Source organism: Rhodococcus sp. Leaf233, from assembly GCF_001426165.1.
Taxonomy (GTDB): Bacteria; Actinomycetota; Actinomycetes; order Mycobacteriales; family Mycobacteriaceae; genus Rhodococcoides; species Rhodococcoides fascians.
The window spans coordinates 57,426-79,960 of record NZ_LMRO01000004.1; the positions used below are offsets into that span (position 1 = coordinate 57,426).

General features: G+C 64.4%; 17 protein-coding genes. 6 read left to right on the forward strand and 11 right to left on the reverse strand.

Going from position 1 to position 22,535, the window contains the following annotated elements:
- Positions 1 to 32: 32 nt before the first annotated feature.
- The 3 genes from gltB (at position 33) to ASH04_RS07070 (ending at position 7,252) form a co-directional block, all read left to right on the forward strand.
- Entirely contained in the window at positions 33 to 4,622 is a 4,590-nt protein-coding gene (gltB, locus tag ASH04_RS07060; protein ID WP_032381890.1) for a glutamate synthase large subunit, read from the forward strand.
- Positions 4,615 to 6,066: a glutamate synthase subunit beta gene (locus ASH04_RS07065; protein WP_032367609.1), complete on the forward strand. Its 1,452-nt coding sequence runs from the start codon at positions 4,615 to 4,617 to the stop codon at positions 6,064 to 6,066. The genes gltB and ASH04_RS07065 overlap by 8 nt, the downstream gene beginning before the upstream one ends.
- 283 nt (positions 6,067 to 6,349) lie before the next feature.
- Positions 6,350 to 7,252, forward strand: coding sequence for a cutinase family protein (locus tag ASH04_RS07070; RefSeq protein ID WP_057473156.1), 903 nt, complete (start codon positions 6,350 to 6,352; stop codon positions 7,250 to 7,252).
- Here ASH04_RS07070 and ASH04_RS07075 read toward each other — a convergent pair whose 3' ends face one another.
- On the reverse strand, positions 7,253 to 8,779 hold the full coding sequence (locus tag ASH04_RS07075; protein ID WP_057473157.1) for an MFS transporter: 1,527 nt from the start codon (positions 8,777 to 8,779) through the stop codon (positions 7,253 to 7,255). It lies immediately after the preceding gene.
- 102 nt (positions 8,780 to 8,881) lie between these two features.
- Between ASH04_RS07075 and ASH04_RS07080 the strand changes: the two genes are divergently transcribed.
- Entirely contained in the window at positions 8,882 to 9,175 is a 294-nt protein-coding gene (locus ASH04_RS07080; protein ID WP_032367959.1) for a putative quinol monooxygenase, read from the forward strand.
- Here ASH04_RS07080 and ASH04_RS07085 read toward each other — a convergent pair.
- From ASH04_RS07085 to ASH04_RS07095, 3 genes are all read right to left on the reverse strand, one after another.
- Positions 9,110 to 10,606, reverse strand: a complete 1,497-nt coding sequence (locus ASH04_RS07085) for a phage infection protein (protein WP_235579956.1) — start codon at positions 10,604 to 10,606, stop codon at positions 9,110 to 9,112. The genes ASH04_RS07080 and ASH04_RS07085 overlap by 66 nt on opposite strands.
- Positions 10,607 to 10,702: 96 nt before the next feature.
- A complete protein-coding gene (locus ASH04_RS07090; protein ID WP_027494969.1) occupies positions 10,703 to 11,317 on the reverse strand; it encodes a histidine phosphatase family protein in 615 nt (204 codons plus the stop codon).
- Between the two features lie 4 nt (positions 11,318 to 11,321).
- Positions 11,322 to 12,233, reverse strand: a complete 912-nt coding sequence (locus tag ASH04_RS07095; RefSeq protein ID WP_176456975.1) for a LysR family transcriptional regulator — start codon at positions 12,231 to 12,233, stop codon at positions 11,322 to 11,324.
- 82 nt (positions 12,234 to 12,315) lie between these two features.
- On the opposite strand from ASH04_RS07095, the gene ASH04_RS07100 reads away from it, so the two are divergent.
- Entirely contained in the window at positions 12,316 to 13,548 is a 1,233-nt protein-coding gene (locus ASH04_RS07100; RefSeq protein ID WP_051365314.1) for an MFS transporter, read from the forward strand.
- On the opposite strand, the gene ASH04_RS27425 is transcribed toward ASH04_RS07100, so the two are convergent.
- From ASH04_RS27425 to lysX, 5 genes are all read right to left on the reverse strand, one after another.
- A complete protein-coding gene (locus ASH04_RS27425) occupies positions 13,534 to 14,019 on the reverse strand; it encodes a DUF4190 domain-containing protein (protein ID WP_027494967.1) in 486 nt (161 codons plus the stop codon). The genes ASH04_RS07100 and ASH04_RS27425 overlap by 15 nt on opposite strands.
- Positions 14,020 to 14,069: 50 nt before the next feature.
- A complete protein-coding gene (locus tag ASH04_RS07110) occupies positions 14,070 to 14,471 on the reverse strand; it encodes a PPOX class F420-dependent oxidoreductase (RefSeq protein WP_057473159.1) in 402 nt (133 codons plus the stop codon).
- A gap of 203 nt (positions 14,472 to 14,674) precedes the next feature.
- Positions 14,675 to 15,679, reverse strand: coding sequence for a beta-ketoacyl-ACP synthase III (locus tag ASH04_RS07115; RefSeq protein ID WP_032373388.1), 1,005 nt, complete (start codon positions 15,677 to 15,679; stop codon positions 14,675 to 14,677).
- A 100-nt stretch (positions 15,680 to 15,779) separates the two neighbouring features.
- Positions 15,780 to 16,676, reverse strand: a complete 897-nt coding sequence (locus ASH04_RS07120; RefSeq protein WP_179273856.1) for an alpha/beta fold hydrolase — start codon at positions 16,674 to 16,676, stop codon at positions 15,780 to 15,782.
- 109 nt (positions 16,677 to 16,785) lie between these two features.
- Positions 16,786 to 20,097: a bifunctional lysylphosphatidylglycerol synthetase/lysine--tRNA ligase LysX gene (lysX, locus tag ASH04_RS07125; RefSeq protein WP_057473160.1), complete on the reverse strand. Its 3,312-nt coding sequence runs from the start codon at positions 20,095 to 20,097 to the stop codon at positions 16,786 to 16,788.
- A gap of 304 nt (positions 20,098 to 20,401) precedes the next feature.
- On the opposite strand from lysX, the gene ASH04_RS07130 reads away from it, so the two are divergent.
- Complete coding sequence (locus ASH04_RS07130; protein ID WP_032367600.1) at positions 20,402 to 21,373, forward strand: hypothetical protein; 972 nt, start codon at positions 20,402 to 20,404, stop codon at positions 21,371 to 21,373.
- Here the strand turns inward: ASH04_RS07130 and ASH04_RS07135 are convergent.
- Positions 21,355 to 21,909: a GNAT family N-acetyltransferase gene (locus ASH04_RS07135; RefSeq protein ID WP_057473161.1), complete on the reverse strand. Its 555-nt coding sequence runs from the start codon at positions 21,907 to 21,909 to the stop codon at positions 21,355 to 21,357. The genes ASH04_RS07130 and ASH04_RS07135 overlap by 19 nt on opposite strands.
- Positions 21,910 to 22,114: 205 nt before the next feature.
- On the reverse strand, positions 22,115 to 22,534 hold the full coding sequence (locus ASH04_RS07140; RefSeq protein ID WP_057473162.1) for a TIGR03668 family PPOX class F420-dependent oxidoreductase: 420 nt from the start codon (positions 22,532 to 22,534) through the stop codon (positions 22,115 to 22,117).
- Between the last annotated feature and the right edge of the window lies 1 nt (position 22,535).

Sequence of the window (22,535 nt, forward strand, 5' to 3'; positions counted from 1 at the left end):
GTTTCAAGGCTGGACTTATCCGAAGGCTAGGTATGAAGCACACTCCGGGCCCGCAAGGCCTCTACGATCCCGTCAACGAACACGACTCCTGTGGTGTCGCATTCGTGGTGGACATGCACGGTCGCCGCAGTCGCGACATCGTCGAGAAGGCGATCACCGCACTGGTCAACCTCGAGCACCGCGGTGCCGCGGGCTCCGAACCGAACACCGGCGACGGTGCGGGCATTCTGATCCAGGTACCGGACGCGTTCTTCCGCGCCGTCGTAGATTTCGAGCTCCCCGCACCCGGTGCCTACGCAACAGGTGTCGCATTCCTGCCGCAGGGCCGCAGCGACGCAGCACGCGCGTGCGAGGGTGTCGAGCGCATCGTCGAGAGCGAAGGCATGACCGTCCTCGGATGGCGTGAGGTCCCCACCGACGACTCCTCCTTGGGCGCGTTGGCTCGCGACGCGATGCCGACGTTCCGTCAGTTGTTCTTCTCCGCTCCCGACGCGGCGATCACCGACCTCGAACTCGAGCGTCGTGCCTTCGTCATTCGCAAGCGCGTCGAACACGAGTTGGGTGAAGAGGGCGCAGGCAAGGACGGCCCCGGTCGCGAGACCGTGTACTTCCCGTCGCTGTCCTCGCAGACGTTCGTCTACAAGGGCATGCTGACCACGCCCCAGCTCAAGGGCTTCTACGTCGACCTGCAGGACGAGCGCGTCGAAAGTGCACTGGGACTTGTGCATTCGCGTTTCTCGACCAACACGTTCCCGTCGTGGCCGTTGGCCCACCCGTTCCGACGGGTCGCACACAACGGTGAGATCAACACCGCGACCGGCAACGAGAACTGGATGCGCGCCCGCGAGGCCCTCATCACCTCCGACGTGTTCGGTGGCTCGGAAGCGCTCGAGAAGATCTTCCCCGTCGTCACCCACGGAGCCAGTGACACAGCACGTTTCGACGAGGTGCTCGAACTGCTGCACCTCGGCGGCCGCAGCCTGCCGCATGCCGTGCTGATGATGATTCCCGAGGCCTGGGAGCGGCACGAATCCATGGACCCCGCGCGTCGGGCGTTCTACAAGTACCACTCCTCGCTGATGGAGCCCTGGGACGGACCGGCCTCGGTGTGCTTCACCGACGGCACCGTCATCGGTGCCGTTCTGGACCGCAACGGTCTGCGCCCCAGCCGCCTGTGGGTCACCGACGACGGCTTGGTCGTCATGGCTTCCGAGGTCGGCGTGCTGGACATCGACCCGTCCAAGGTCGTCCGCAAGGTGCGTCTGCAGCCGGGCCGGATGTTCCTGGTGGACACCGCACAGGGCCGCATCGTCTCCGACGACGAGATCAAGGACGAACTCGCCGCCGAGCACCCGTACCAGCAGTGGCTCGACGAGGGCCTGACGTCGATCGACGATCTGCCCGAGCGGCCGCACGTGCACATGCCGCACGATCGCGTGCTGATCCGCCAGCAGATCTTCGGATACACCACCGAGGAACTGAACGTGCTGGTCTCGCCGATGGCGAAGTCCGGTGCCGAGGCCATCGGTTCGATGGGTACCGATACCCCGATCGCCGTGCTGTCGGCACGTCCGCGGATGTTGTTCGACTACTTCTCGCAGCTGTTCGCCCAGGTCACCAACCCGCCGCTCGACGCGATCCGTGAAGAGATCGTCACCAGCCTCGGCGGCACCATCGGTCCCGAGGGTGATCTGCTCAACCCGGGTGCCGACGGCTGCAAGCAGATCGTGCTACCCCAGCCGATCCTGCACAACGACGACCTCGCCAAGCTCGTCCACATCAACGACGAGGGCACGCAGGAAGAGCTGCGCTCGGTGGTCGTGCGTGGCCTGTACCCGGTTGCCGAGGGTGGTGAAGGTCTCCGAAAGGCGTTGGAGGCCATCCGCGCTCAGGTTTCCGCTGCCATTTCGGGCGGGGCGCGGATCATCGTGCTCTCCGACCGAGAGTCCAGTGAGAAGCTCGCTCCGATTCCGTCCCTGCTCCTCACCTCGGCAGTGCACCACCATCTCGTTCGTGAGAAGACCCGCACCAAGGTCGGTCTGATCATCGAAGCCGGTGACGCCCGCGAGGTCCACCACATGGCTCTGCTCATCGGATTCGGTGCGGCAGCGGTCAATCCGTACATGGCCTTCGAGTCGATCGAGGACATGATCGAGCGCGGTGCCCTCACCGGCATCGACTTCGACAAGGCCGTCGGCAACTACATCAAGGCCGCAGGCAAGGGCGTGCTGAAGGTGATGTCCAAGATGGGCATCTCGACTCTCGCGTCGTACACCGGAGCCCAGCTGTTCCAGGTCATCGGCCTGTCGCAGGAACTGGTCGACGAGTACTTCACCGGGCTCAACAGCCATCTCGGCGGTATCGATCTCGATCAGGTCGCCGACGACGTCGCAGCGCGACATGGCGTCGCGTACCTCGACAACCGTCAGGAACGCGCACACCGTGAGCTCGAGACGGGCGGCGAGTACCAGTGGCGTCGGGAAGGGGAGTACCACCTCTTCAACCCTGACACCGTCTTCAAGCTGCAGCACTCCACCCGCACCGGTCAGTACGACATCTTCAAGGAATACACGAAGATGGTCGACGACCAGTCCGAGCGGCTCGCGTCGCTGCGCGGTCTGTTCCGCTTCAAGACCGAAGAGCGACAGGCGATTTCGATCGACGAGGTCGAGCCGGCCAGCGAGATCGTCAAGCGTTTCTCCACGGGTGCGATGAGCTACGGCTCCATCTCGGCCGAGGCGCACGAGACCCTCGCCATTGCCATGAACCGTCTCGGCGGGCGCTCGAACTCCGGTGAGGGCGGCGAGGACGTTTCGCGCTTCGAGCCGGACGAGAACGGCGATTGGCGACGCAGTGCCATCAAGCAGGTCGCGTCGGGACGTTTCGGCGTCACCTCGCACTACTTGACGAACTGCACCGACATCCAGATCAAGATGGCGCAGGGAGCCAAGCCCGGTGAGGGCGGCCAGCTTCCGGCTCACAAGGTGTACCCGTGGGTCGCCGAGGTTCGGCACTCGACGCCGGGTGTCGGTCTGATCTCGCCGCCGCCGCACCACGACATCTACTCGATCGAGGATCTGGCGCAGCTGATCCACGATCTGAAGAACGCGAACCCGTCGGCTCGTATTCACGTCAAGCTGGTCTCCGAGGTCGGAGTCGGCACCGTTGCGGCGGGTGTGTCCAAGGCACACGCCGACGTGGTGCTCATCTCGGGCCACGACGGCGGCACCGGCGCGACGCCGTTGACGTCGGTCAAGCACGCAGGTGGACCGTGGGAGCTCGGCTTGGCCGAGACCCAGCAGACGTTGCTGCTCAACGGTCTTCGCGATCGCATCGTCGTGCAGGTGGACGGCCAGCTCAAGACCGGCCGCGACGTCATGGTCGCTGCTCTGCTCGGCGGCGAGGAGTTCGGTTTCGCCACCGCTCCGCTCGTCGTGTCGGGCTGCATCATGATGCGCGTCTGCCACCTCGATACCTGCCCCGTCGGTGTTGCGACACAGAACCCGTTGCTGCGCAAGCGTTTTGCGGGCAAGCCCGAGTTCGTCGAGAACTTCTTCATGTTCATCGCCGAAGAGGTACGTGAGCTCATGGCCGAGCTCGGCTTCCGCACGCTCGACGAAGCCGTCGGCCAGGTCGGTCTGCTCGACACGACCGCGGCCAAGGAGCACTGGAAGGCGTCGAAGCTCGATCTGTCGCCGATCCTCGAAGAGGTCGAATCGGCGTTCATGAACCAGAACCTGTACAACACAGGCGTTCAGGATCACGGTCTCGACAAGGCCCTCGATCAGCAGCTCATCTCGGCCAGCCGCAATGCGTTGGACAAGGGCGAGAAGGTCGCGTTCGAGTCCAAGATCACCAACGTCAACCGCACCGTCGGCACGATGCTCGGACACGAGGTGACCAAGGCGTACGGCGGGGTCGGCCTCCCGGACGACACCATCGAGATCACGTTCACCGGCTCGGCCGGCAACAGTTTCGGTGCGTTCGTGCCCTCCGGTATGACGTTGCGCCTCAACGGAGACGCCAACGACTTCGTCGGCAAGGGCCTATCCGGTGGACATCTCGTGCTGCGGCCGTCGCTGAACGCTCCGAAGGGATTCGTGGCCGAGGACAACATCATCGGCGGCAACGTGTTCCTGTTCGGCGCCACCAGCGGTGAAGCCCTGATCCGCGGCGTCGTCGGCGAGCGGTTCGCGGTTCGTAACTCCGGTGCCGTTGCTGTCGTCGAAGGCGTCGGCGATCACGGCTGCGAGTACATGACCGGCGGCAAGGTCGTCATCCTCGGCACGACGGGACGAAACTTCGGTGCCGGCATGTCCGGCGGCGTCGCGTTCATCTTCGATCCGAACAAGACGTTCGAGGCCAACCTCAACACCGAGCTGGTCGACATCGACGAGCTAGAGGGCGACGAATTCACCTGGTTGAAGGACATCGTCACTCGTCACCAGGAGCAGACCGGCTCCGAGGTGGCCGAGCGGATCCTCGCGGATTGGTCACAGCAGGTGAACCATTTCGTGAAGGTCATGCCTCGCGACTACAAGAAGGTACTGCTGGCCATCTCCGAAGCCGAGAAGAACGGCGCGGACGTGGACGAAGCGATCATGGAGGCAGCTCGTGGGTGACCCACAGGGATTTTTGAAGAACACGGTTCGCGAAGTACCCAAGCGGCGGCCCGTCGATCTGCGCCTGATGGACTGGAAAGAGGTCTACGAGGACTTCTCGAAGGACACTCTGCGCACCCAGGCCAGCCGATGCATGGACTGTGGCATTCCGTTCTGCCACAACGGTTGTCCCCTCGGGAACCTGATTCCCGAGTGGAACGACCTGGTGTTCAAGGATCGCTGGCGCGACAGCATCGATCGCCTGCACGCCACCAACAACTTTCCGGAATTCACCGGACGGTTGTGCCCCGCCCCGTGCGAGGCGGCGTGTGTCCTGGGTATCAACCAGGATCCGGTGACCATCAAGCAGGTCGAGGTCGAGATCATCGACAAGGCCTTCGAGGAAGGCTGGGTCACGCCGGTCTACCCGACGCACCTGACCGGCAAGACCGTTGCCGTCGTCGGCTCCGGACCCGCCGGACTTGCTGCAGCGCAGCAGCTCACCCGCGCCGGCCACACCGTCACGGTGTTCGAGCGTGCCGATCGCATCGGCGGATTGCTGCGCTACGGCATTCCCGAGTTCAAGATGGAGAAGCGCCACATCGATCGTCGGCTCGCGCAGATGGAGGCCGAGGGCACCGTCTTCCGCACGGGTGTCGATGTGGGCGTGGATATCTCGGCCGACGAACTGCGTGAGCAGTTCGACGCCGTCGTCCTCTCCGGCGGTGCCACCGCCTGGCGCGACCTGCCCATCGAGGGCCGCGAACTCGACGGCATTTACCAGGCCATGGAGTTCCTGCCGCACGCCAACCGCGTCCAGCAGGGCGACTTCGAGCAGCCGCCCGTCAGTGCCGAGGGCAAGAAGGTCGTCATCATCGGCGGCGGCGACACCGGGGCCGACTGCCTGGGCACCTCGCACCGTCAGGGCGCGGCAAGCGTCCACCAGTTCGAGATCATGGCGCGTCCGCCCGAGGAGCGTGCCACCTCCACCCCGTGGCCGACGTACCCGCTGATGTACCGCGTCGCGTCCGCACACGAGGAAGGCGGCGAGCGCGTCTTCTCCGTCAACACCGAGCGTTTCGTCGGTGAGAACGGCAAGGTCACCGCACTCGAAGCCTGCGAGGTCGAGTTCAAGGCCGGCAAGTTCGAGAAGATCGAAGGCAGCGAGTTCACCCTCGAAGCCGATCTGGTGCTGCTGGCCATGGGCTTCGTCGGACCCGACAAGGGCGGTCTGCTGACCGACCTGGGCGTCGACTTCAACCAGCGCGGAAACGTCGAGCGCACCAACGAGTGGGTCACCAACGTGCCCGGCGTCTTCGTCGCCGGAGACATGGGCCGCGGTCAGTCGCTCATCGTGTGGGCCATCGCCGAGGGCCGCTCCTGCGCGGCCGCCGTCGACACCTTCCTGCAGGGAGCAACGGCACTGCCGTCGCCGATCGTGCCCACCCAGGCGCCGCAGCGGTAGGTAGTTTTTCGCCCGTCCCGTCGGGATCAATGTCCCTTTGTTGCACTCTGAGCGACTGAAAGCCGCATTGATCCCGACGGGCGCGACCGATCCCGACGGGCGCGACCGATCCCGACGGGCGCGACCGATCCCGACGGGCGGGACCGATCCCGACGGGTGGCGGCGAACCGTGTGACGCACGGTTACGTCCGTTAACCATGTGGGCATCGGATGGTCACAGGCCGCTGTCATTGTGGTGATCGAACACAAGAAGCGTTCGATCACCCAGTGAGGCCCCCTCCCCATGAGTGTCAAGAGATTCTGCGCCGGTGTCGGCGTCGCTGCAGCTGTTGCGTCCGGTCTATTCGTCGGGGCATCGCCCGCCGTCGCCGATCCCGGCGGTTGTCCCTCGATGTACGTCGTCGCGATTCCGGGAACGTGGGAGACCAGCTCCGGTGCTGCGCCGAAGCCGGGGATGCTGACCGACGTCACCGATCGTCTCGGCGGGGACATCCGCACCGAGTACGTTTCGTATCCCGCCACCGCGTTCCCGTGGGAGGGCGAGGTGTACGGGCAGTCGCGTGCTGCTGCCGTCACCCACGCCGGCGGGATGCTGAAGGCGATGGCGGATCGCTGCGGCGCAACGAAACTGGGCATCATCGGCTACAGCCAGGGAGCGGACGCGGCCGGTGATCTCGCCGCGTCCATCGGAACCGGTCTCGGGGTGGTTCCGGCCGACAAGGTGGTGGCGGTCGGGCTCGTCTCCGACCCGAAGCGATCGGACACCGACGCCCTGGTCGGTCCCCCTGTGGTGGGTACCGGCGTCGGTGGACCCAGGGTCGGTGGATTCGGCTACGTCAGTCCGGTGGTGCGCACGTTCTGCGCCGTCGGCGATCTGTATTGCTCGACACCCAAGGACGACTACGTGGCGCGGCTCGCGGGCTTCCTCGCCGTGTCGTCCAACCCCGCGCCCGATGTCGCAGATCAGTACACCCAGGAAGCACAATCGTTGATCGCCGACCTCGCTGCGTCCGGTGGATTACCCGTACTGCAGGGGCAGCTGTCGGACCAGGCCAACGCCCAGCGTCAGCGGGAGATCGAGGCCTTCTACCGCTCGGGCATCCACCAGGAATATCAGACCTACGACGTCGGAGACGGAGTGTCGGCGACGCGGTGGTTGGCGCGTTACCTCGCCGACGCGGTCTGACTACGACGTACTAGCAGGAACCCGACGGAGCAACAGGAACACGACGACGGCACTGACGAACATCAGCACGGCGCTCGTACCGGCGGCGAGGTTGAAGCCGTCGATGAAGGACGAGTGCGCGACGTCGGTCAACTGCGATGCGAACGGCTCCGGCAGATAGTCGGCCACGGCTATTGCGCCGCCGATGGTTTCGCGGGCCGGATCGGCGATCTCGGCCGGCGTGCCCGCCGGGATGGCGTCCTCCATGCGGTGTCGATAGACGGTGCTGCCGATGGTGCCGAGAATCGCGATGCCGACGGCACCGCCGAGCTCGGCCCCGGTTTCCGACAATGCCGATGCAGCCCCGGCCTTTTCGGGGGCCGCAGCGGTCAGCACGATGTCGGAGTTCAGAGTCGATGCTGCTCCGATCCCGAACGTGACCAGGGCCATTCCGGTCAGCAGCAGCGGCAGGCCGGAGTCGGATTGCACGAATATCAGTGCGACGCAACCGAATACGATGGACAGCAGGCCCGCCGAAATGATGGTGCCGGTGGGGATCACCTTGCTCATCGTCGGTGCGGTGACGGCACCGGCCGCCGCTGCGGCAGCGGGAATCAGCAACCACAGTCCGGCGCGGAGTGGTCCGAGTCCGAGAACCAGCTGCAGGTACTGGGAAGCGAACAGGCTGAAGCCGGTCATGGAGAAGATGACCAGAAATTGCACGACGACTGCAGCGCTGAAAGCACGTTCGGCGAAGAGCGTCACGTCGATGAGCGGGTTCGATGCCTTGCGTTGCCGGATGACGAACACGAAGCCGAGTGCCAGACCGAGGATCGCGGTGGTGATCGTCGTGGCGTCGATACCGTCCTGGGCCCCGTGCTTGATGGCGAACACGATCGAGAGCATGGACGAGATCGCGAGGATCACGCTGATCGGGTCGAACTTTCCGGGGTCGCTGTCCTTGAACTCGGGGACCAGTAGCGGGGCCGCAACGAAGAGCACGACCATGATGGGGATGTTGATCAGGAAGACCGAGCCCCACCAGAAGTGTTCCAGTAGAACGCCCCCGACGACCGGGCCCACGGCTGCGCCGCCTGCGAAACCGGCGGTCCACAGGCCGATCGCTTCCTTGCGCTGTGCCGGGTCGTGAAACATGTTGCGGATCAACGACAGTGTGCTTGGAGCAATGGTGGCTCCGCCGACTCCCAGCAGAGCACGTGCGACGAGCAGCATCTCGGGGGAGGTGGAGAACGTCGCGGCGAGCGATGCCGCGCCGAAGACCACCGCGCCGACCATCAGCAGGGTCCGCCGTCCGATGCGGTCGCCGAGCGAGCCCATGGTGATCAGCAGACCAGCCAGCAGAAATCCGTAGATGTCGAGGATCCACAGGGTCTGGTTGCTGGTGGGTTCGAGATCGGCCGTCATGAAGGGCAGTGCGAGATACAGCACCGACATGTCCATGGAGACCACGAGGATCGGCACCACCAGTACCGCGAGGCCGAGCCATTCCTTCTTCGTGGCGCGATCCTCGGTTGCCGTCTGATTCACTGCTTCTTCCCTTCCCGCGTGGACACCTCACCTTAGGTGGGTCGGGAGTACGTTCGGTGAGGAAGAGTGTGTCTCGCCGAACGAAGGAACCGATTCCGCATGATCAACGATCTCGAGGTAGTCGCGACGATCACCGCCAAGCCGGACGCAATCGACACCGTGCGCGACGGGCTCGTGGCTCTGGTCGCCGAGTCACGCAAGGAGAGCGGCAACGTCTCCTACAAGTTGTTCGAGTCGGCGGTCGAGCCGGGCACCTTCATCACCATCGAGGTATGGAAGTCGCAGGAGGACCTCGACGGCCACATGCAGACCCCGCACCTGCAGCAGGCGCTAAGCGAATTCGGTGCCCATCTCGCGGCCCCGCCCGCCATCCATCCGCTCCGGCCCGTCGGTTGAGCCTGCCCGCGCGCTGACGTACACGAGTGCCGAGACGGCAAGCAGCGCCACCGTGGCACCGATCGCCAGCCACCCGGTCCCGCTCATCTCTCCCGACGCGATGATGCGGGCACCGGCGGCGGTGTAGCTCATCGGCATGAAGGCGGCGAGGTCGCCCCAGATCGGTGCCGTCGATGCGTACGCGAATCCGCAGACGACGACCTGCACCACGAGGGCGACGACGTTGACGATCTGCCCGACGACGGCACCGAGGACTCGTTGAATTGCGCCTGCGGTGGCGAGATAAGCCGCGGCCGACACGATGAGGAACGCGCCGGCTCCGATCACCGGTCCGAGGGCGGCGTCGGTGGCGAAGGCGAATGCGACGGCCGCGCTGACACCCACTGCGGCGACGGCCGCTCCGACGGCGAGCCACCGCGGCTTGGTGTCCCTGCCCAGGACCCGCACGAGGCTGACGCAGCCGAGAGCTCCGAGTGCCACGAGGGCGGCAATCAGATACGGGGTGGCACCGGTACCGGTGCTCGTCGCCGTCGCTGCAACGCTCTGGTCGGAGGTCGCGTCATCGGTCGTGGCCGCCGCTTTTGCCGGGAGGGCGGCGGAGGCGTCGCGCACATTGGTGGCGATGCCGTTGACGATTCCCTCGACGGGTTTCACCGACGTCACGAGCTGATCGGTGCCGGCTTTGAGTTGCTGCCCGCCGTCGTCGAGCTGGCCGAGTCCGTCACGCAACTGCACGGTTGCGTCGCCGAGCTGCGCGGTGGCACCGAGGAACTGACTGTTGGGGTCGTTCAGTTCGGTCGACAGCTGCTGAGCACCACCCTTGAGGGTCTGCAGCTGAGCGAGCGTATCGGGACCGAACGCCTGAGTGTTGAGGTTGTCGATCACTCCGCGGATCTCGCCGGAAATCGCGTCGGACCCCGGATGCGGGAAGCGATCGACCGTGTCTGCCGTGGCGGCGAGCTTTGCCGTGAAGTCGGCCTGCAGAGCTCCGAATCCGGCGAGCTGGTCGACGACCTGGTCGACACCCCCGCTGATCTGCGATGCGCCGTCACCGAGCTGGCCGATGCCGTCGCGGTACTGGCCGAAACCGTCGGCGAGCTGGATGGTTCCGTCGTGAGCCTGGGTGATGCCGTCGGCGAGCTGGCCGACGCCGTCGTTGAGCTGCGTTCCGCCTTCGGTCAGCTGACCGATGCCGCTGGAGAGAAAGGTGATCGGGAGCGAGGCGCTGTTGAGGCTGCTCCTGGCCTTGGACAGGGGATCGGCCGTCTGCTGTGCCTCGGCCGGGGCCTGCTGAGTGTCTGCGACAACGGCGGTCGTCGTGGTCGATTCTCCGCCCAGGTCGTAGCCGGTGCCGAGTGCGAACGCACCCACAGCCACCAGAGGGAACGCCAGTGCGACGAGAGCAACGGCAGGACGTCGGAAGATACGCATTTCACCCATGATGACTTCGAGGCTAACTGCCACCGCCGGCCGCACCGACCACTCGGAGCGATCCACAGCGGCCGTTCTGCACCTCTACCAGGGACTTTAAGAGGTCTCTGTGGATTGTCGGTTGCGCGGCAACAGGTCCCACACATGGGCGGTCTCGTTGACCGACGAGACCGATCGGGCACCGCTGCGGGAGAAGAGCACACGCGTCACCGAGCAGTAGTCGATGGGAAATCCGAGCACTTTCGGGGTCTGGAGAATGTCTTGCAACAGCATGTTGACGACGCCGCCGTGAGCGAAGAGGACGACGGTATCGGAGTGCGCGGCGGCCGAGACGATATCGTCCACTCCGTCGAGAACTCGCCGGCGGAAGGCCTGCTCGTCGACCTGCTCGGGTAGGTGACCGGCCTTGATGCGGTCGTAGGCGTCGCGAAATTCGGTCTTCGCGGCCTCGATCGGGACGTAGCCGCCGAAGTCCCGGTCGTACTCGGTCAGACGGTCGTCGGTCGTGATCTCGAGACCGAGCCGTTCGGCGAGTGGCTGCGCGGTCCGGATCGCGCGTTGCTGCGAACTCGACACGACTCGGGACACCGTGAAGCGTGCCAGCGCATCGGGCACTCTGCGGGATTGCTCGACGCCCAGTTCGTCGAGATCGGGATCGGCCGAGGACTCCGATCGTCGCGGAAGGGCGTGCCGTACCAGAACCAGTTGCATCGACTCACCTAATCACGAGTGTGCGTCCACTGCGTTGCACCATCGAGCGGAAGGCCGCCACCTGGCGGGGCATGTCCGTCCCCGGCTCCCACACCATGCCGATTCGCCTGCGCGCAGCCGGTTGGGTGAGTCCCACGTCGACCGTTCCACCCTCGGCGCCGTGTGCACGGATCCGCGGCAGGATGGCGATGCCGAGGCCGGCGCCGACGAGTCCGCGCACGGTATGGGTGTCCTGTCCCTCGAACGCGATGCGCGGGCTGAATCCGGCATCGGCCCACAGCTCGTCACAGATCGAGCGCATTCCGTATCCGTGGCCCATGGCGATGTAGTTCTCGTCGGCGGTATCGGCGAGATCGACCGTCGTCCGCGACGCGAGACGGTGATGTTCGGGGACCACCAGCATCAGCCGCTCGTCGTACAGCTGAAAGGAATTCGTGTCGGTGTGTTCGGCGCTCAAAGACACGAACGCCAGGTCGGACGTGCGGTCTGCGAGGCGATCCAGGCAGCGTGCGCGTGCGCCTTGGTCGAGATCGAACGTCACCGCGGGATGGTCGACGCGAAAGTGCCGGATCAGTGCGGGCACGACGTCCTCACCGAGTGTGTTCTGGAACGCAACGGCGATGCGGCCACGCGCTCGGGCGTCGTGCTCGGTCATGGCGTCGATACCGGCGTCGATGTCGCTCAGGGCTCGTTGAAGATACGGGATGAGGACGCGGCCGGTACTGGTCAGCACGATGCCGCGGCCCCGTCGTTCCACGATGTCGACGCCGAGGATCGCCGACGCGCGGGCGACCTGCCGACTGACGGTGGGTTGCGGGACTCCCAGGACGTGGGCGGCGTCGGTGATGTGCTCGGTGTCCGCCACCGCGACCAGGGTCGGCAGAAGCGGCAGCAGCTCGGTGGTCTCGCGGCGCATGAGCGAAGCATATCGCTGACGTATCGATCGCTGAGGTCTCATGCATTGGACGTATACCGTGAGCGCTTCTAACGTCTTGGACATGACTACGACGCAGCCCGAGGTCCTGGAGTGGGAGGGGCATCCCAAGGGATCGACCGAGTACCGGCGTCTCGTGCTGGCGCTGCTGTTCGCCGGAGTGGCGACGTTCGCGCAGCTCTACTCGGTACAGGGGATTCTGCCGCTGATCGCGTCCAGTCTCGACATCACTCCGTCTCAGTCCTCGCTTGCCGTCGGCCTGGCGACCGTCGGCGTCGCGGTGTCGGTCATTCCGTGGTCGGTAGCGGCCGACCGAATCGGACGCGTTCGAGCGATGACCGCCTCGATACTCGTCGCGACGACACTGGGTTTGCTGGTGCCTCTGTCGCCTTCTCTCGAGGTGCTGCTGGTCCTGCGGTTCTTCGAAGGTGCTGCGCTGGGTGGACTTCCGGCCATCGCGATCGCCTATCTCAGCGAGGAGGTGCACCGCAATCACACCGCGCTGGCAGCGGCGACCTACGTGTCCGGTACGACGCTCGGCGGGCTGCTGGGGCGAATAGTCTCAGGACCCGTTGCAGAACAGACCAATTGGCGAATCGGAACCCTCACGGTGTCGGTGATCGCGGCGCTGGCAGCAGGACTGTTCGTGTGGTTGGCACCGCGGCCGCGAACCACCCTCGTGCACAGCAAGATCGGTGACCTACCCGGTCGGTTGTGGGTGAATCTTCGAGAGCCGGGGATGCTGGCGCTGTACGGCCAGGGGTTCCTGCTGATGGGAGGATTCGTCGCGGTCTACAACTTCCTCGGATTCCGGCTCGAGGCAGCACCTTTCGGACTTCCACAGTCTCTGATCAGCCTGATCTTCGTGGCCTACCTCAGTGGCACGGTGTCCTCGCGAGTGGCGGGGAAGTTGGCGACGAAGCACGGCCGGTCGATCGTCCTCGCCGGATCGACCGCTACCATGATCGTCGGAGTCGCACTGACGATGGCGTCGAACCTGGCCGTGATCCTCACCGGGCTGGTGATCTTCACAATGGGATTCTTCGCCGCCCACGCCATCGCGTCGGGATGGACCGGCCAGCGAGCCGTCCACGGACGGGCGCAGGCGACATCGCTGTACAACCTGTTCTACTACGGAGGATCGTCCGTCGTGGGCTGGCTCGGCGGAGTGGTCTTTCAGTCACTCGGATGGAACGCCTTGGCGCTGTTCGTCATTGCGTTGGCAGTCATCGCCGGCCTGTGGGCCGCAGCGATGAACGGCCGACTGGCGCAGCAACCGAACTCAATACGTGGATGAATTCGAGGCTGCTATCGCGAAGATGAAAATAGCAGCCACGACGAGGACGAACAGGGCAACCGACACGTAGCCGACGATCAGACCTGCCGTCGCAAATCCTGACCCGCCCTCGCCGGTGCGCTTGATCTGGCCCTTCGCAACGTGGCCACACACCACCGCACACACCGACGCGATCAGCGGGATGAACGTCAGACCCAACACCGCCAACACGAGCGACACGATCGCCAACGTGTTCGTGGCGGGTGCCGGCCGAAAACCCGCTCCGACATACGGGGCCTGACCGTATTGCGGCTGTCCGTACTGGGGTTGTCCGTATTGGGGTTGTCCGTACTGAGGGTTCGGGTACTGAGGTTGTCCGTGCTGCGGGTTCTGGTAGCTCGTGTTCGGGTCCTGATACGGCGGGTACTGCTGACCCCCGTACGGCTCGTCCTTCTCGAACGCGTCGCTACCTTCACCCTGCGGATTGACCATTGCGGGAGTCTTGCACCTGAATTGGGCCGTCGCAAGCGGCAACGCGACGTCTACGAACCGACCTTGCCCCAGCCCACATACGCGTCGACGGTCACGTAACCGGTCACGCGCGGCTGATCGCGAACCGGATACCGCTCGCCGGTGTAATGCGTCGCGATGCGATCGATATCCACCAGATCCGGGTCGTCCTGCAATTCGATCGAACCGTGCACCGTCACATGCGTATACCAACTGGCCTCGTCCATCACCGAAATCGAGACCTTGGGATTCGCCCGAATGTGCTCCAGCCGCTTACGCGAGGCATCGAAATTGAGCACGATCTTCCCGTCCTCCCACAAATACCACGTGGGCGCGGTGATCGGAGTTCCATCGGCACGAACCACCGCCATGACGGCGGGATTCGCCTTCTTCAGCAACTCGACAGCATCAATGGGCAACGGAGGCTTGGGCATGAACCAACACTACGACCCGAGAGCTGACTCGGCCAGACCTTCGGCGGACCGCCCACCCGGCCCGAGTCCACCCGCACCCACCCCACCCGGCCCGAGTCCACTCAACGTGACATTGACTGCCGAAAAGGCCACTGAATGTCACATCGAGTGGACTGCGGATAGGTGGACTGCGGGTGGGTGTGGGCTGCGGACGGGTGGAGTGATTACAACTTCGGGAGTTTGACGACTTGTCCGGCGTAGGACAGTCCCGCACCGAAGGCGAGGAGCAGCGCTGTGTCGCCTGCTTTGGCTTTTCCGGTGCGCAGTAGTTCTTCCATTGCCAGGGGGATGGACGCCGCGGAGGTGTTGCCGGTTTCGGCGATGTCGTTGGCGACGGCGGTGCCCTCGTCCAGGTTGAGGCTCTTCGCCAGCAGATCGGTGATGCGGCTGTTGGCCTGGTGCGGGATGAAGGCGTGCAGTTCGTCGGTTTTGATGCCGGCGACGTCGAGTACCTTCTGCGCGGCCTTGCCCATCTCGAATGCAGCCCAGCGGAAGACGGAGATTCCGTTCATCCTGATCCAGGGCCGTTCCATGTCGGCTGTCGTGATGTATTCGTACCAGTCCGTGGTCTGCACGATGGCGTCGGACTGCGAGCCGTCGGATCCCCATACGGCGGGTCCGATTTCGGTTTCGTCGCTCTGTCCGACGACTACGGCTCCGGCGCCGTCGGCGAAGATGAAGCGGGTGGTGCGGTCGTACGGGTCGGTGGTGACGCTGAGCTGCTCGGCTCCGATGACGAGGACGTACTGCGAGGTTCCGGCCTTGACCAGGTCCGATGCGACGGCGAGTGCGTAGCAGAAGCCTGCGCATCCGGCGCAGATGTCGAACGCGGCCGGTCCTTTGGTGCCGAGTCCGTGGGCAACCTTGGCGGCTGCTTGGGGTGTCAGTTCGAGGTGTGTGGAGGTCGCGACGATGACGGTGTCGACCTGCTCGGCGGAGATGCCGCTGGCTTCGAGTGCTTTTCGGCCTGCCGAGATCGACATCTGGACGACGTTTTCTTCGGGGTCGGCGAATCGGCGGTTCTTGATGCCCGATCGCGTCTGAATCCACTCGTCGCTGGAGTCGATGAACTCGCAGATCTCATCGTTGGTGACTATTCGTTCGGGGCGGTGAACGCCCAGACCGAGCATCTTCGACTGTCGACCTTGCGTTGTGCTGATCGCAACCATCTTCAATTTCCTCTCGTGCTACCGCGCCATCGCCGAGCTTCGGCTCGGGTCTTGGGCTACGGGCTCGTCGACACACGTTACGTGCGTCGACGGGAGAGGTTCACACCAGTTCGGTGATGAGCGCCGCAACCTCGGCGGGTTTGTCGATCATGGCGTGGTGATGGGCGGGTATGACGACGGTGAAATCGGCTCGCAAGTATGTGGCCAGCTTGCGCTGGGTCTTGATCCATCTGCGTCCCCACGGGGACGGGCGTCCGGTGTGGGCGGCCGCGACGATAACGGGAACGACCAGTGGCAATCGCTTCCGAAGTCGGTTCAGTTCGGCCGCGAGGTCCGGGTAGACGACATCTTCGACGAGTGCAGCCGTGAGATAGGTGGGCCTGCGGTAGATGTCGTCGACCCAGTCGACGACGTCCTTCGGTGTGCCGTCGGGTGGCGTCGCCTGGTTGAGTATCGGTCGGACGCGCGGGCCGACGAGACGCTGAAGGCCCGTGCGGCTCAGGAGCGTCGACAGGGAATGCGCTGCGCGCACTCGCAGAGCCGCCGGAAGGATGCGGCGGGGGTCGGACTCGGCGCTCGAGTCCAGGAGAAGAACACCACGTATGCGCGACGGGTACAGCCGGGCCACCGCTTCTGCGTAGAAGCCGGCAATCGAGTGACCCGCGACGACGGCCGGCTCGGTGACACCGAGCGCGTCGAGGACACCGACGATCCTGTCGGCCTCGCCGCGGACGGTGGGAGTGGCGCCATCGGGCAGAGGGTCGCTGAGTCCGAAGCCGGGGCGGTCGAGAACCACGACATGATGTCGGGCGCTCAAGATATCGACGGTGTCGTTCCAGTCGAACCAGTTACTGCCCAGGCCGCCGCAGAGAACGATCGTGGGGCCGGTTCCCCGGACGAACAGATGCAGACGTTGGCCGTCCACTTCGATGTACCGCCCGGGAGGATGTTTCACGGGAAACAATGCCTCGCGCTCGGTTCGATTCCCGTGATCCATGTTTTCGTCCCCACCATGCATTGCCTACTCGAAGTTTGTTTAAGCCTCCAGTTTCCACCATTCGCCCCGTTTTGCAACTTTCCCGTGGAGGATCGCCTCGGGAAGACCGTCATTGTCGCGGTTTGGCCAGCGGAAATGCGAGTGTCTCGCGAATGCTGCCGCCGGTGATGAGCATGACGACGCGGTCGACGCCCATTCCGAGGCCGCCGGTCGGGGGCATCCCGTGCTCGAGCGCCTGCAGGAAGTCCTCGTCCAAGCTCATCGCTTCTTCGTCGCCACCCGCAGCCAGCAACGACTGCTCGGTGAGGCGTCGACGTTGATCGACGGGATCGGTCAGCTCGCTGTAGGCCGTGCCCAGTTCGACCCCCCACGCCACCAGGTCCCACTTTTCGGCGACGCCGGGGATGCTCCGATGCGGTCTCGTCAACGGCGACATCGACGTCGGGAAGTCCTTGTAGAAGGTGGGAAATTCGGTGTAGTCCTCCACCAGGTGCTCGTACATGCCCTGGGCGACGGCACCCGCATCCCACGACTTCTCGTAGGGGATGTCGTTCTCGTCGCACAGCCGCTGCAGCTCGTCCAGGGGCGTCGACGGCTCGACGGGGACACCCAATTTTTCGGCGACGGCACCGTGCAGTGTCTTGACGGGCCATTCTCCGGAGATGTCGATCTCGATCATCTCGCCGTCCGGGCCGTCGGGACGCAGAATGATTTCGCGGCCGTGCGCTGCCACGGCTGCACGCTGAATCAGTTCGCGGCACAACACCATTGCGCGCTCGTAGTCACTGTGTGCCTCGTACGCCTCGAGGATCGTGAACTCCGGATTGTGCTTGAAGTCCGCTCCCTCGTTGCGGAACACTCGCCCGATCTCGAAGACCTTCTCCATGCCGCCGACGCACAGCCGCTTGAGATAGAGCTCCGGTGCGATGCGCAGGTACAGATCCAGGTTGTAGGCATTGATGTGGGTGACGAACGGGGCAGCGTTCGCACCGCCGTGTACCTGCTGCAGGATCGGTGTCTCGACCTCCATGTAGCCGCGATCGCTCAGTGAATCACGAAGCGACTTCACCACATTCGAGCGTGCGATCATCAGCGCGCGCGCATCGCGGTTGATCGCCAGGTCCACGTACCGCTGCCGTACTCGCGCTTCCGGATCGGTCAGACCGCGGTACTTGTCGGGTAGAGGGTGCAGGCATTTGGCGTTCATTCGCCACTCGGTGGCGAGCAGCGACAGCTCACCACGCCTGCTGTATCCGATGGTGCCACTGACTTCGATGAGGTCACCCAGGTCGAAGTCGGCATCGAATTCCTCGATTCTGTCGCCGACGCGTTCGCGGTCGAACAGCACCTGAATATCGGCCGACCAGTCCCGGATGACGGCGAACGACACGCCGCCGTAGTCGCGAATGCGCAGTATTCGACCCGCAATTCGGACGGTCGTGCCCTGGGGCGAAGCCGCCGCTTCACCGACGGTGTGTGTCGGGGGATAGGCGACGGGATAGCCCCCGATGCCGTCACTTTCGAGACGATCGAGTTTGGCCATGCGCACGCGTACCTGGTCGGGACGTTTGCGGCCGGGCACGGTGTCGTCTGCGGGAGTCTCGGGTCCGCTGCCGTCGGGATGAATGTCCTCGGCGTCGACCAACGCTGCCGGCACCGCGACGTGGGACCCGGTGTGCTTCGAGGCGCGCCGAAAGGTCGGCAGAGTCAAGAAGCCTTCGGCGATGGCCGACGCGACACCGACCTTCGGCAGCACCCGATTGTCGGCGAAGCACAGGTAGCGCGGCTCCCATTCCGGCAAGTACTTCACATTCGAGCGATACAGCGCCTCGAGCTGCCACCAGCGCGAGAAGAACACCAATACGCTGCGCCAGATTCGCAGGACCGGACCGGCCCCGATCCGACTACCCTCCTCGAACGCAGCACGGAACACCGCGAAGTTCAGCGAAATCTTGCTGACACCGAAATGATCTGCGCCGGTGGCAAGTTCGGTCACCATCAACTCGATGACACCGTTCGGCGACGCCGGATCGCGGCGCATCAGGTCCAACGACGCGCCGGTCCGACCCCACGGCACCAGCGACAGAACACCGACTATCTTCTCGCCCTGAACTGCCTGCACCAGAAGACAATCGCCGTCGAGCGGATCGCCCAACCGGCCCAGCGCCATCGAGAAACCACGCTCGGTCTCGGTATCGCGCCACGCGTCCGCGCACGCAATGATCTCGTCCATCTCCTCGGCAGAAATATCGCGATGACGACGCACGGTGACCACGACACCCGCTTTGCGAGCCCGGTTGACGGCCTGACGCACGGGACGCATCTCGCGTCCATTGAGGTTGAAATCTTTGGTTTTCAGGATCGCTTCGTCGCCGAGTTCGAGAACACTCAGGCCGGCGCGCTTGTAGGCCGTGGCCCCGATCTCGCTGGCCCCCATGACAGCTGGGGTCCAACCGTACTTCTCGGCCAGGTCGAGCCATTCGGATATCGCATGTGGCCACGCCTCGGGGTTGCCGATCGGGTCACCACTGGCCAGACACACCCCGACCTCGACGCGATACGTCACCGCCGCCTTGCCGCTGGTGGCGAAGATGACGCCCTTGTCGCGGCGGGTCGCGAAGTAGCCGAGGGAATCGTCGGCACCCCACTTGTCGAGCAGGCCGCGCAGAGCCGACTCGTCGCGCCCGGTCAACGCATTGCTCGACCGTTGCGACCGGAACAACGTGACCACGGCACCGAGCAACGCCAGCGCTCCGAACAGTCCCAACGCCGTATTGACGAAACCGTTCGGCCTACCGTCGAACTGCTCGTTGTCCACCGTCGCCAACGCCGTCACCCTGTTGAACGCCCACAGGAACGTCTGACCCTCCGGCAACGAACCCGGGAACAACGCCACCAACGCCCACCCGACAATCGTGCCGACGGCCGCTCCCAGCACGAGCACCCCGAGCGCCTTCCACACCGCACCGCGCCGAACCCGCGTGTAGAACTCCTTGCGCGACGCGATCAGCAGACCCGTCACGACGACATGAACCGCCAACGCAATCCACGAACTGACGTTCTTGTCCTCGATGCCCTCCGCGACATTCGTGATCGCCAACAACACCAAATAAATCGTCAGCAACCACCACGCAATACGCTTCCGACTCGCCAACGCCGCCGCCAACAACCCGACAACCAACGCCCACGACAAACTCGTATCCGGAGCATCGAAGTAATACGTGTCGACATACTCCCGCGGCGCATGAACCAGATACCGCAAAGTGGGCGACAGACTCCACAGAAACAACGCCGCCGCGAACACACCGAGCACCAGCCCCGCTATATGCGGAACCTCACTCAACCGACCGCGCTGCGGCGGCGAAAACGACCGTGGTGCCGTGGTACCCGACCGATCCGAGGGAACTGCTGTCGCCGTCATGTCTCACTCCCGAAATAAGAACGCACGAGTTGCAAGATAGACGGTATCCCCGCTGAGGTGGGTGGGTTGCCTGTTGCCGCCCCGCCGTCCACTCAATGTGACATTTGGTGGCCTTTCCGGCAGTCAATGGCACATCGAGTGGACTCGCGGCCGGTCACGAGAGCGCGCCTGGCCGTGCTCGAGTCAGAGTGTGGGCGACCCCTCCTGTATGCGTTTGTCCACAGGTATTCGGTTATCCACAGGGCTGTTGATAGTGCGACGTCGGGTGCGATCGGTGTCCGGCCGAGCGTGCAGGATCGTCTGTATGAAGAGGGGCGGCGCACGGGTCGATGCGAGGGTAATTGCGGCCGCATCGGATCGCGGGCTGGTGCGGACTGCTCATCTTCTCGAACTCGGCGTCGCGTCGAAGACGATTGTTCGGCGCACGCTGCCGGACGGTATCTGGTCACGGGCGCTACCTGGCCTGGTGTTCTTGAAGAACCGTTCGCTGACGCCCTTGGAGCGGGCGGTTGCCGCGTCCATCTACTGCGGTCGTGATGGCGTCATCAGTGGTCGGGCCGGGCTGGCGTTGCATGGTCTCGGTACATCCGGCTCGTTCGAGGAGACGTTCGTGCTCATTCCCGAGGCGCAGCACCGCAGGTCCGTGAGCTTCGCCGCGGTGGAACGTACGTGGCGGATGCCAACGGCGGAAAGTAAGTCGGGTCTTCCCGTCGCGCCGGTTGTTCGGTGTTTGTGCGACGCAATTCGCCGCATGAAGAACGCCGAGCAGTGCATGGCGCTCGTTGCCAGTGTCGTTCAGCGGGGTGCCGCAACGATCGAGGCGATCATGAAGGAACTGGACGCCGGCACCACGCGTGGAACCGCGATGCCTCGTCGAGTACTTCGCGAACTGGCCGCCGGCGCGCACTCCGTTGCCGAAGCACACGCGCAGAAGTTGTACGCACGCAGCGGTCTTCCCCCGATGACTCACAATGTCGCGGTACGCGACGAGTCGGGCAGGTTGCTACTGGTGGCCGACAATTGGCTCGACGACGTCGCCCTCGACTGGGAGATCGACTCGCTCGAATATCACCTGTCACCCGCGGCGCACCGCGCCACCGTGGAACGACGGGAGCGCGCTCAGAACGCCGGCATCATTGTCGTGACTCACCTGCCGAGCGATATTCGCGACGATCCGGAACGTGTTCTCTCCGACCTGCGGTCCCGGTACCGACAGGCGCTCGCGCGTCCGCGCCCCCACGTCACCGTCGACCCGTCCTACCGCCGATCGGGCTGATACACCCAAATCATGTGGTCTCCGGTTTCGGCCGCAGCGGCCAAAGCTCGCGGCTCGATCCTGTCGAGGACGAAACCCAGCCGCCGCGGAACGGCTCGACTCCTCGAATTGGCTGCATCACAATGAATTTCGACGCGATCGACGTCGGCGAGTTTCAATGCCTCTTGCGTGAGGGTCGCGGTGGCTTCGGAGATGATGCCGTCACCCTCGGCTGCACTGTCGAGCCAGTACCCTATTTCGATCCCACCCGGTCCGACTCGTCGGTGCAATGCAATCTTCCCCAGGAATGCGCTGGTGGATCGACCGAAAATCCCGTAGTCGTACATTTGGTCGGCGTCCCACAGCTTCCGGCTTTCCGCGATGCGGACGATCTGCGCCGACCTGTTTGCAGCGTCCTCGGTGGCCCAACCGAGCCACGGCAGCAGGCGGACCCGATTTCGCTCGATCGTTTCGGCAATGACGACAGCATCGTCTGCCGTCTCGCGTCGAACCACGAGACGGTCGGTGACAATCCGAACGGGAGGTTTGCTGACCATTGGGACAGTCTGACTCCCTGCTAATGCCGATTCCACTGGTTTTTCGGTGCCCTCCGACCCATGTGCAGTCCACTCAATGTGCCATTGACGGTCGAAAGGGCCACCGGATGTCACATTGAGTGGTCAGACAGTAGTGGTGTCAGACGGTAGTGGTGTCAGACGCTCAACCGGGGGGTGGGCGATGCTGTGGAGAGGAGGAAAACGATCAGGAAGCTGACCACGATCTCCAGGACAGTTTGTCGATGACGATGACCGGCCCCTCGGGTCGGTTGTTCGTGTATTGGATGTATTTCGCGACGAGGGTGTCGGTACCGACTGTGCCTTCGGCGCTTCCCGCGTCGACGATGCGGGCGTTGCCGTCGGCGCGGATCCACCAGAGTTGGGACCAGTCGTCGGAGTAGTGGTCGACGATGAGGCTGACAGCGGGGTCGGCGTGGATGTTCTCGAGTCGCTGCAGTTTCTGGGTGGTTTTGGGTTTCCAGTCGATGGCTGTGTAGATGCGATCGCCGGTGGGCGCGACAGCGAAGACGATGGGGACCAGGTGTGGGGTGCCGTTGGGGTTGATGGTGGAGAGTTGGGCCCGGGGTGCGTCGGTGAAGCGTTGAATTTCGTTGTCTATCTTCACG